General features: G+C 52.4%; 15 protein-coding genes and 1 riboswitch. All 15 genes read right to left on the reverse strand.

Features of this window, described 5'->3' with window-relative positions; translation table 11 throughout:
• Nucleotides 1–218 precede the first annotated feature (218 nt).
• The 15 genes from Q7J88_RS04880 to bioA all read right to left on the reverse strand — a co-directional run bounded on the left by Q7J88_RS04880 (nt 219) and on the right by bioA (nt 10,316).
• Complete coding sequence (locus Q7J88_RS04880) at nt 219–356, reverse strand: hypothetical protein (protein ID WP_303721031.1); 138 nt, start codon at nt 354–356, stop codon at nt 219–221.
• 173 nt (nt 357–529) lie between these two features.
• Nucleotides 530–1,240, reverse strand: coding sequence for a two-component system response regulator BtsR (gene btsR / locus Q7J88_RS04885; protein ID WP_303721032.1), 711 nt, complete (start codon nt 1,238–1,240; stop codon nt 530–532).
• Nucleotides 1,241–2,917: a sensor histidine kinase gene (locus Q7J88_RS04890; RefSeq protein ID WP_303721033.1), complete on the reverse strand. Its 1,677-nt coding sequence runs from the start codon at nt 2,915–2,917 to the stop codon at nt 1,241–1,243.
• A gap of 205 nt (nt 2,918–3,122) precedes the next feature.
• A riboswitch (cyclic di-GMP riboswitch) is annotated at nt 3,123–3,198 on the forward strand.
• Between the two features lie 554 nt (nt 3,199–3,752).
• Entirely contained in the window at nt 3,753–4,037 is a 285-nt protein-coding gene (hgcB, locus tag Q7J88_RS04895) for a mercury methylation ferredoxin HgcB (protein ID WP_303721034.1), read from the reverse strand.
• Nucleotides 4,038–4,047: 10 nt separating this feature from the next.
• Nucleotides 4,048–5,136 (reverse strand): mercury methylation corrinoid protein HgcA, encoded by a 1,089-nt coding sequence (hgcA, locus tag Q7J88_RS04900; protein WP_303721035.1) that lies wholly within the window; start codon nt 5,134–5,136, stop codon nt 4,048–4,050.
• 23 nt (nt 5,137–5,159) lie between these two features.
• On the reverse strand, nt 5,160–5,399 hold the full coding sequence (locus Q7J88_RS04905; RefSeq protein ID WP_303721036.1) for a CDGSH iron-sulfur domain-containing protein: 240 nt from the start codon (nt 5,397–5,399) through the stop codon (nt 5,160–5,162).
• Between the two features lie 14 nt (nt 5,400–5,413).
• Nucleotides 5,414–5,896: an asparaginase domain-containing protein gene (locus Q7J88_RS04910; protein WP_303721037.1), complete on the reverse strand. Its 483-nt coding sequence runs from the start codon at nt 5,894–5,896 to the stop codon at nt 5,414–5,416.
• Nucleotides 5,897–5,967: 71 nt separating this feature from the next.
• Nucleotides 5,968–6,171 carry a hypothetical protein gene (locus Q7J88_RS04915; protein WP_369681974.1) on the reverse strand — a complete coding sequence of 68 codons (204 nt, stop codon included), beginning with the start codon at nt 6,169–6,171 and terminating at the stop codon, nt 5,968–5,970.
• 127 nt (nt 6,172–6,298) lie between these two features.
• Nucleotides 6,299–6,463 (reverse strand): hypothetical protein, encoded by a 165-nt coding sequence (locus Q7J88_RS04920; RefSeq protein ID WP_303721038.1) that lies wholly within the window; start codon nt 6,461–6,463, stop codon nt 6,299–6,301.
• A complete protein-coding gene (locus tag Q7J88_RS04925; protein WP_303721039.1) occupies nt 6,460–6,675 on the reverse strand; it encodes a hypothetical protein in 216 nt (71 codons plus the stop codon). Before Q7J88_RS04925 ends, Q7J88_RS04920 begins: the two co-directional genes overlap by 4 nt.
• Nucleotides 6,676–6,745: 70 nt before the next feature.
• Nucleotides 6,746–7,036, reverse strand: a complete 291-nt coding sequence (locus Q7J88_RS04930) for a DUF134 domain-containing protein (protein WP_303721040.1) — start codon at nt 7,034–7,036, stop codon at nt 6,746–6,748.
• Between the two features lie 13 nt (nt 7,037–7,049).
• A complete protein-coding gene (locus Q7J88_RS04935) occupies nt 7,050–8,033 on the reverse strand; it encodes an arsenic resistance protein (RefSeq protein WP_369681975.1) in 984 nt (327 codons plus the stop codon).
• A gap of 13 nt (nt 8,034–8,046) precedes the next feature.
• The gene (locus Q7J88_RS04940; RefSeq protein WP_303721042.1) at nt 8,047–8,454 is read right to left on the reverse strand and encodes a DUF302 domain-containing protein; all 408 of its coding nucleotides are present in this window, start codon (nt 8,452–8,454) and stop codon (nt 8,047–8,049) included.
• A gap of 28 nt (nt 8,455–8,482) precedes the next feature.
• Complete coding sequence (locus tag Q7J88_RS04945) at nt 8,483–8,902, reverse strand: NifB/NifX family molybdenum-iron cluster-binding protein (protein ID WP_303721043.1); 420 nt, start codon at nt 8,900–8,902, stop codon at nt 8,483–8,485.
• 115 nt (nt 8,903–9,017) lie between these two features.
• Nucleotides 9,018–10,316, reverse strand: coding sequence for an adenosylmethionine--8-amino-7-oxononanoate transaminase (gene bioA, locus Q7J88_RS04950; RefSeq protein WP_303721044.1), 1,299 nt, complete (start codon nt 10,314–10,316; stop codon nt 9,018–9,020).
• Nucleotides 10,317–10,570 lie beyond the last annotated feature (254 nt).

Genomic DNA, 10,570 nt, shown 5'->3' on the forward strand with positions numbered 1-10,570 from the left:
GTGCAGCTTACTTCCTATCGCTTCCTTCAGACCTTGCCGTTGCCAGCAACGCCCTTGCGATTCGGATTGTCTTCCCCCTGATCAGGGTGACGCCTGCATCTTGCAACAGGCCGGGTTTGCCAGCTCCGCTGGGCAAACCAAAAACCGGCCCGACGCTTGTGCGCCGAGCCGGTCAATAAGCTATATAAAACTTCATAACCGATAACAGATTAAACACCTCAGTCGGTACCATACTTCCAGTCATCGTCGGATTCGCCATCAATCAGCACGACATATTCGAGTGCTTCTGCATCGGCCGCTACCGGTGTCGGGTTGATAAATTCGTCCAGCCAATAAGAAAGTGCTGCTTCACCCATCTGTCCTTCTCCTTGTCTCTTTCGCTTAAGTTTTTCGGCACGGAAATTCCTGTCGTCTTGCGAAACAAGATAAGGGAGTCGGGAAAAGGAAAAAAGCCGTTTCGGAACCAACGGCCGTATACACAAGGCAAGTGGCCGTAAACGTCAGCTAACCGGGAAGAGTAATTTTCTCATCAAAGATGAAACGCATCTTTAAGGCTACGCAGGTACCGCCGACTGACCGGTAACTGCTGACCACTACGAGTTTTTATCTCCGCCAGGCCGTTTTCCAGGGTGGTGATCTCAACGACATGCTGGAGGTTAACCAGGTACTGTTTGTGACAGCGTAGCAGACCGAGCTGCTGCTCCAGCACCTTGAGGGTCAGTTCGGTGAAATATTTGTCTTCGGCGGTAAAAACGTGTACTCCGGTCAGATCAGAGTGAATAAGTTCAACCTCTTGCGGATCGATCAACTTGATCTTGTGCCCCCTGGCACAGGGGATTCGGCTCAGTTGCAGGGAATCATGTTGCGAGTTGCTGCCTTTTTGCAGCGTCGCCTCGATTTTGGCCATGGTCTTCTGCAGCCGTTCAGGATCGATCGGCTTAAGTAGATAATCGAGGGTCTTCTCCTCAAACGCCTTCAAAGCATATTGATCAAAAGCGGTCACAAACACCACATGCGGCATGCTCTCTTCGTCGATCATGCTAAGTAGCTCGAAACCGTCAATCACAGGCATCTGAATATCGAGAAACAGGATCTGCGGCTGTTTTTTGTTGATCAGCTTGATCGCTTCGATGGCATTTCCACAACTGGCGACAATTTCTATATCAGAGATGTCAGCCAGCAGGGTCGCCAACTCCTCGCGAGCATTCAGTTCATCATCAACGATCATCCCCCGTATCATTTACAGCTCTCTTTCATCATAAGGCAATAGCAGCGAAACGCGGGTAGCCTGATCTCTAACACATTCGGTCGCCACACCGAATTGGTTGCCGTAGAGATTCTTGATCCGCTTATCGACGATATTCATGCCGAGACCGTCGCTCTGAATCTTATCACAAAACAGGCCGGCGTTATCTTCGACGACAACCTTTGCCTGGCGACCGATACGATGTGCCGAGATCTTGATCTGTCCACCTTTCAGCAGGTTGGAGATGCCATGCTTGACGGCATTTTCGACAATTGGCTGTAAGGTGAAGGTAGGTATTCTGATCTGGAGCACCTCCGCATCGATCTCCTCGACCACTTGCAGCTGTTCTGCAAAACGCGCTTTCTCGATCACCAGATAGGAATTGACATGCTCCAGCTCCTCTTTCAAGGAGGAAAGGTCACCGGAGCGCTTAAGATTCTTGCGAAAGAATTTCGACAGGTGCAACAACAGACTGCGGGCTTGGTCGGCATCCTTTCGGACGATGGCGATAATGGTGTTCAGAGCGTTGAACAGAAAATGCGGGTTGACTTGGGCCTGGATCAACTTCAACTCCGAATTGACCAGCAGGCTCTTCTGTGTCTTGTAACGGTCACGCAGCAGCTGCTCGCCGAGCAGCTTGGCAAGCCCCTCTCCGAGCGCCTTGTTGAGGTTGAGGAACAACTTGTTCCGCGGCTCGTAAAGCTTGATTGTACCGACCACCTCGTTATCGACCCGCAACGGCACGATCAGCGCCGCGCCGAGCGGACAGTTGCCCGAGAGGGCACACCGGAAAATTTCGTTGACCCCGTCGGCAAAAATGACCTTGTTGTCACGGATTGCCGCCTTGGTCTGCGGCGAAGTAATCTTGAGGCCAGTCAGATGATGATCGGCCCCCACCCCGATATAGGCGAGAATCTTTTTGCCATCGCTGATGCTGACTGCACCGACCCCGGTTTCATCGTAAATAATCTCGGCCAACTGTTTGGCAGTCGTTTCGTTGAACCCCTTGCTCAAAATCCCCAAGCTCCGGTCGGCAATATTGAAAGCCTTGGCGGAAAAAATGGCTCCGACCTTGTCGAACATTGTCTTCCGGTCGCGCATCATACTCATAAACAGAGCCGAACCAACAGCGTTGGCGAACACCATCGGTATTGCGATCACCCGCACCAGAGCCCAAGCCTCACTGAACGGGGACTTCATCAGCAGAAGAATCAGCATCTGCAGCGCCTCGGCAGCCAAAGTTGCCACAAAGGCGACTACTGGGCTGAAGACCTGCTCCGATCTGTTATTGAGCAGCAAATAGATATTGGCCAGCCCGCCAAGCAGGCCAGCGACACTGGTAGCGAGGATATAGGCTTGCGCGGCGACTCCGTTCAGCAGGAACAGGTGCAGAGCTGCCGTTGCGCCGACAACCCCACCGAGCAGCGGGCCAGCAACCAGACCGGCAAGCACCGCGCCGATCACCCCAGTATTGGCGATAGCGCCTTCAATCGGCAACTCAAAGTGGGCCCCGAGCACAGAAAAACCGGAAAAAATAAAATAGAGCAGCAGCTTGTTTTTCGCCGACAGTTGTTTCTCGGTCAACGGTTTAAAGGCTGGAGATTTACTGAACAGGTAAGCAATGACCAGAAAAATGCTCAACTGTTGCAGTAGTTGAAGAATCAGTTCCATGCTGTCCCCTGATTAACAATTGCCCTGAAGGGTAAACATTTTATCCTGCCGGAGCAATCTCGTATACTTGAAGATCGGCATTCCTTCTGCGACAGCGATAATCTGTTCGGGGAGCCCTTCAACTAACAGATTTCCCCTATCAGTAATTCGATTGTTTATTTATCGACAACCCTACTCAAGAATGCAAAAAAGCTAATAAATAAATTTCCGACAACAGCAAAGCCCGGAGTAATCCGGGGACGCAAAGCCACGGGTCCTACTGAGATAGCCGGGTTGCCGAAGATATTGCTGATAACGGCAGTGGGCCTATCTTAGGCATGAAGAGAGGCCTTTTCTATTTTGAGGCAGCGATAATAGGAACGGAAATTCAACCGGCGGAACTGACAGAACAGTTTCGAGAATATTTTAAAGGAGAGACTATGAAGAGCGGAAACCTTTGGGGGGCAATTCCAGAAATCAACAGCCTACGCACTCCACATGACATTCTTCTAGTGTAGGGAGGTTTTTTGAATGAATTATCGAACGGTCTGCTTAATTTTGAAATCGATCGCCAGCAGAAAAACACGCTCTTCAGTTACGTCTTCTCGATTACCGTCCCGAGCATGAACTTCCGGAAAAATTTACTGCAAATTCCCACGACATCAAACTGTTTCCGTCGATCCAGCACCACGAACAAAGTGGCGAAGAATACACTTCCAATGGCCAGGACGAAATCGAAGAAGATCTGGGCAGTATTCTCTCCTCCGATGAAACACAAAACCTGTTCAGCGGATTGGTGACGCAGGCGAAACTGGAGCTGCAGATGGAATAGAGCGAGGTGATGGTTTAAGTCCTTTCAACAACCGTCCTGTTTCAATTTCACCCCTCTTTCCCGTAACCATTCGGTAAGCAGTCCTGCGGCACAGCCAACTCCGGCAGTGACCGCCAAGGCTGTCACCGGACAATTTTTCGCACAAGCCCCACACTCCATACAGGCATCGAAATCAATAATTTTCGCCCGGCCATTCAGCAACTTGAAAACGGCATGCGGGCAGACCTCCAGGCAACGTCCACAACCGATGCAAAGCTCCTCATCATATTTCAAAGTCGCAACATTCTTCAGATAACGAAACTTCTTCATCGTCGTCCTGCTACCCCAGAAGCGCGCAGCCCCACAAAATTGCTGCCGTCAAACCTACTACAACAAGCTTCGGAAGCGCCAGTTGCATTTCTTTGCGAACGCCGGAAAGAGACGTGAACGGGGTGCATCCGGTAAAATTGAAGGCAAAAAACGCGCTGACCGCAGTCAATCCCAGCAGAGTTCCGAGCACGGCTAACGGACTGCTCCCCAAACCGATCGTGATGGCGCAAATTCCACACCAAAGTAAACCGGTCACCACCCCCTTGAGAGTGAAACTCGGTCCGGGCAACCATGGCAATAGCAGCGGCGCCACGGCGGTTCCTGCCAGCATTGCCCCAAGCAGGGCGATGCAGCCATAGACCCCGGAGGGCAAACCTGCAGTCCACCAACCGATCAGAAACACCGAAATCAGAAACGGCAAGATCGATTTGAGCGCCTGCACCAGTTCGACCGGAATCAGCACCGCACGGTCCCGGAGCGAGAAGGTCAATTCACGCATAGCCTCCGTGGTCTGCATACCGTTGTCGAGATAGGCCGGCAGATCACTGGCACGGATGGTCGCATAGTTGACTCGGAACCCGGTCTGCCGACTGACCTCATGAGCAGCCACTCCAGGAGCCCCGAGAATCGGCAGCAGCAGGGTGCGGTGCTGCACCAGGTTAGCCAACTCGGCCTGATCAACCCGCCGCACTAGTTCTTCTGTCCCGAAGCTGCCCTTCCCGGCAGCACACCAGACATTGATGCCAAACGTTTCCAACACCAGCAACCAGAGATTTCGCCCGGCTAGACTGCTGCGGACAATGTCAAAACTCAGCTTATAGTTCGCCGTAACAATCACCGCGCTATTCTGGTCGGGCGTTCCGATTGCATAGAGCCCAGGCGGCACCAGATAGGAATTACGGCCGATCCCCCAGCGAACTTTCCAGCCACCGAAGTGATCCTGAAAATGGAGACGCGTGGATATCTGTGCGACCGGTCCGACTGGAGTTTCAAACCAGTTGAGAAAACCTGGAACTGCTTCGGTAATTATTCCGCCACCGGCGGAGGTCGGAGGACCTCAACAGGGGGGCTTTTCAGTTTCTACAACTTCTCTATTCATCGTTATCCAAACCGTAAAACAGCTTAAACATCAACTCCGCAGGTGCCATCGCAAAACGGCGGGCTGCCACTCTCTCCACAGCTGCAGAGATAAACCTTCTTCTGCTCGCTGATCTCGAAGCGTAACGGCACCACATCACCGGCCGGATGTGTGCCATCACAGAATGGCAGGTTCTGGGATTTTCCACAAGTACAGCGGAAATAGGTTCCCGGTTCTAGGGTCAGGACAATCGGCATTTTAGCATCGGTATTCATTTTCGACATGAGACATCCTTGTTTCAGATAGTTTCAAAACGGTTCAATTCAACATTTTTACGCGAGTTGCGTGGATCGAAAATCTGTCCATTCATAGCGATATAAACTCCGGGCGGCAGCGTCTGCGCGGCAGTGATCGCACTGGCGACATTGTAGATAGCGTCGGTAAAGCGAAACCGGGCCGGCTGCATGGCACCCGTCAAGACGATGGTCTTGCCGGCAATCCCCTGCAGGAACTGCCCGGTAATAATCATGGTATCGGTGCCGTGCGTGATGACAATCTGACGTGCCGGACTCTTTTCCACCGCATTCCGAATCTGTTGTCGGTCGACATCGGTCAACTCCAGGCTGTCCTTGCGCAGCAACGAGGTCACCCGGTAATCAATGGTCAGGTTAGCATCGCGGAACAGCTCTGCAATTTGCGGGTCACCGATCTCGTAATCGCTTTTGGCGTCAAAATAGATCTTATCGATGGTGCCGCCGGTAGTGAAAATTTCGATCTGCACGCTGAAAACTCCTGTCAGAAACTATCTTCGGTAATCGTTCAACTGCCAGTCGTAGTCGAGAAACTTAAGCTTTATTCCCCGCCTTTAATGCGTTCCTGTACAATCTTATCATCACTTAACTGAACCGCATAATCCCCCAGATGATCCACCACAGATTCATGACCCAGATAACCTTCAAAATCGCCTCCAAACCAGTCGAATATCTTCGAAACCTCCAACCGATCTTCGGCGGCATTATAGCGATTGCGACTGCGGTCGGCCAGAAAACGACTCATGCCGTCTTCCAGCTGGGCATCGATCTTGTCGGCAACAAAAGCTTCATCGCGCAGCCCGGTGCAACCGATCGAAGCGCAAGCTATTGCGGTATGCAGCGTGGATCGTCAAAGGCTCCCTTTTGCCGAATCATGGCATGTTCAATTTCATCAAGATCACGCAGCCTCCCCAACAGGGGAAAAAACTTTTTTTCCAAGGCGATGAAAAGAGTGAACCAAGTTCCTTGATCGACTTCAGGTCGGGATATTTGCTGAGAACCAGCTTGATGGTAAAAACGTTGTAAGCGTTGATCAAAAAGCTAGCTGCTCCAGCTTCTTCCCGCTCATGTAGTTCGACAGCTCAGCGATGTTGCGGTCCAGTTGCGCCTCCTGCCGCATGAAGGCGGCATAATCAACCTGCGACGCCACCCCATGGCGGTCCCAGTGCACATATTTCTTTAGCAGCAGGTCCCAGTTTTGATGCTGATGATCAAAGGCATGGACCGGCGACAAAAAAAGGAGCCACACGCTGAACAACAGAATACTTTTTTGATCATGGCGACTCCCTTCGCTTCAGTTAGATTTCAGGCCGGTAGTTCTACTCTTCCAATTCTATCACCAGAGCCTTCCCCAGCAAAATCACTTCAGCGATCTTTCTCCGCGCGCTGCAGACCAGCCGCTGGATGGTGCCGCGTGAAACCCCCATCGCCTCGCCCGCTTCGGCCTGGGTCATCCCTTCGACATCGCAAAGCCGGACCGCTTCCAGCTCATCGTGAGCCAGCGAGACCTTCTCCAGGTCCACCAGCGGCGTACCCGCCGGCTTATAGACCAGATCCTCCGGACGACGATGCTTGCAACAATTGCGCGGTTTTTTCGGACGTGGACTCATCTACCTCTTTTTTCTAAGCTGTTTGTGTCGCTGTCTGTGGTGTCCCGAACACCCGGTCGGTCAATTTCACGTACCAAGCCGCCGACTGCACCTGAATGATGTAAGCTAGCGCGATCACCAGTGCGGCATCCGACCCAGCGGCGCCGAAAGCATTGATAGCGACCGCCAGGGCGATCGACAGGTTGCGCATTACCGTTCCGTACACCAGAGCGATCGCATCGCCGCGCGGCAGAAAAATTTTCCCGACCATGGTACTCAATAAATAATTAAAAATATATAGTGAGAGCAGCGGAATAAAGATCATCAACAGCTGATCCGGCTGCGCGGCGATCGATTTCGCCTTCATCGCCATGGCGATGAAAACGATACCGAGCACTCCCAGCGTCGACAAGCCGGGGAAACGTGACGCGACCTGTTGTTGGAATTTTTGTTGTCCGTACCTTTTCAGCAGGTAAGTTTGGGTCAAAGCCCCGGCAACCATCGGCAGAAAAACGATCAACAAGATCTGTTTAAAAATGCTAAGCAGTTCCACCTTGACGATCGCCCCGAGCAACGCCTCGACATAAAACGGCGTCGCCAGCGAGCCAAGAACCAACCCGACCACGGTCATCTTGACCGCTGCCGGCAAGTTACCCTTGGCAAAGCCGGTCCAGGAGATGGTCATGCCACTGGTCGGCACCAACGCGGCCAACAGCAGCCCCAAAGCCAGATAGGGACGATCGACAAAAAAGACCTTGCCGGCGGCAAAGGCGACAAACGGTATAATGGCAAAGTTGATAAACTGGGTCAGCAGCTGTGCTTTGGCATCGCCCCCTTCTAGCACCTTACGGATTTTCAGGGTGACCATCATCGGGTAGACCATCAGAAAGGTGAACGGTAGGATCATTACTTTGAGTCCTTGGGCCGGAAACTCCCAGCCGAACAGAAAACCGAGCACCATCAGGGTTGGGATCGCAATAATCAGGTTCTTATTCAATTTGCCAAGCAGATTCCACATCATTCTGCCACCTTTAAGCCGCTGCGTCGATAAAAGCTGCCAAAGTGTCAAATGTCTCTTCCAACAATGGCGGAAAATAGGCATCGTCTACCAATTCCGTGATCAGGTCTTTGCCATAGCGCAACATGCGAACCTGGGTCCTGCCCTCTTTACTGAACGCCATGATAAACTTCGGCATCAGTACCGAACGCTCCGCGTTGACGCTCAAACTCTTCGAGGCCATTTCCGGCTTGCAGAGCTGGATCATATGCAGATCGAAGCCCTCAGCCACTTCCTGCCCGTGCACCGTAAAAACATCTTTCATCGCCATTTTTCCATCGTTGTGGACGGTAAACCCTTTTGCGGTAACCAAGGCGATAAAATCGGCAGCGAACTGCTCAATATTTTTAGCCGACTCGGCGCGATAAACACAGGTCAACATGCATTCTCCTTACCATAACAATTCGTTGTTAGTGGCAACTACAGCCATGTCCAGCTCTATGCTGGTGCCCTCTTTCATGTCCATGACCATGCTGCCCTTGCGAGCAGAGCCCAGCTGCGTCAAACTCCTTCAGCCGCTTGTCGTCCAGGCAGAGCAGATTATCTGAAATAGTGGCGCCTGCAGTTTGATAAACCTTGAGCCCAGCCGCCTGCAGGCGGCTAATGGCTCCCGGCCCTATCGAACTGACCACCATTGCATCGATCGGTTCTCCAGCGAGCAACTGCGCTAACCGTGCGCTCCCCGGCTGTTCCGCATGCGCAGAGCGCTTCAGTTCGGAAATTTCCCGACTTTCCGTATCAACAACCAACAACAGGGGAGCCGATCCGAAATGCCCGGAGACCTGACTTTGCAGACCATTGTTTTCTTGGACGGGAAAACAGAGCTTCATGATTATCCTCCTTTTGTTTTGTGCATATACACAAAATAGAGAACAAACATTCGCTTGTCAATATATATAATAAAAAAATAATTTTACACACAAATATGTGTGTACGGGAAAGAAGTCAGGAGCTCGATGAATATTGCTTCAGAACCGCATGGATTCTGGCAGTCAATATGTCTAGATCGGCCGGGCTCATCACAAACGGCGGCATCACATACACCAGCTTGCCGAAGGGGCGCACCCAGATCCCCTGCTCAACAAACATCGGCTGGATGGTGTGCATGTCGACCGGCTCGAGCATTTCCACCACACCAATGGCACCGAGCACCCGCACCTCGGCAACCGAATCGAGTTGACGGCAGGGAGCCAAACCGGCCTCAAGTCCAGCTTCGATCTGCTTGACCCGCTGCTGCCAGTCGCCCTCTAGCAACAGTTCGATGCTGGCACAGGCCACCGCACAGGCAAGGGGATTGGCCATAAAAGTCGGACCGTGCATAAAAACCCCAGGATCGCCGGAAGACAACCCTGCTGCGATCTTGCTGGTCGCCAAGGTTGCGGCCAGGGTCATATAGCCGCCGGTGAGCGCTTTGCCGAGACAGAGGATATCAGGAAAAATCCCGGCATGCTCACAGGCGAACAACTTGCCGGTGCGACCGAAACCGGTCGCTATTTCATCGGCAATCAGTAGAAGATCGTACTGGTCGCAGAGCTGCCGTACCTGACGGAGATATTCCGGGGCGTAGAAGCGCATCCCGCCAGCCCCCTGCACGATCGGTTCGAGGATTACTGCGGCGATCTCACCGTGATGTTGCTCGACCAGTGCCCGCAAATCGGCAATATCCTCATCCCGCCATTCGTCATCGGTCCGACAGGTCGGCGCGGCGGCAAATAGATGTTGCGGTAGCAGGTGGCTAAAAATGTGGTGCATCCCGGTGACTGGATCGCAGACCGCCATCGCGCCGAAGGTGTCGCCATGATACCCGTTACGAATGGTCAGCAACCGCGACTTCTCCGGCTTGCCTAGAACATACCAGTACTGAATTGCCATCTTGATCGCCACCTCGACCGACACCGATCCCGAATCACAAAAGAAAACATGCTGTAATGGTTCCGGCGTCAACTCAACCAGCAGTTTCCCAAGCTTCGCCGCCATCGGGTGGGTCAGCCCGCCGAACATCACGTGTGCCATCTTCTCCAACTGCTGGTTGGCGGCAGTGTTCAGGCACGGGTGGTTATAGCCGTGGATTGCCGACCACCAGGAAGACATGCCATCGATCAACTCGCGACCATCGGCAAGCTTCAGCCGTACCCCTTCCGCCGCCACTACCGGAAATACCGGTTGCGGATCGGTCATCGAGGTATAGGGGTGCCAAAGGTGATAGCGATCGAAATCGATCCAGTTTTCTATCTTGTCGGTCATCGGCAGCTCCTCAAAACTTGACGCATACCGCTCGTAAGAAGACACATTGGTAACGGACTCTAGGAAACGGGTAGTTTAGACAGCACATTCCGAAACTGCAAGCGAATCACAATTAACATTCAGAGGTAGAGTCGAAGCGTTTGCTTTTCCTTCCTGCAAAACCTCACATCCGAATCAACAAACTCAAAAAAATCCTGTGAAAACCCCAAATTGCTCTGGCCCTTTTGCGGAAAATTTCCAATTCCGGGAGACTC

This window comes from Malonomonas rubra (assembly GCF_003247215.1).
In the GTDB taxonomy this organism is placed as follows: Bacteria; Desulfobacterota; Desulfuromonadia; order Desulfuromonadales; family Geopsychrobacteraceae; genus Malonomonas; species Malonomonas rubra_A.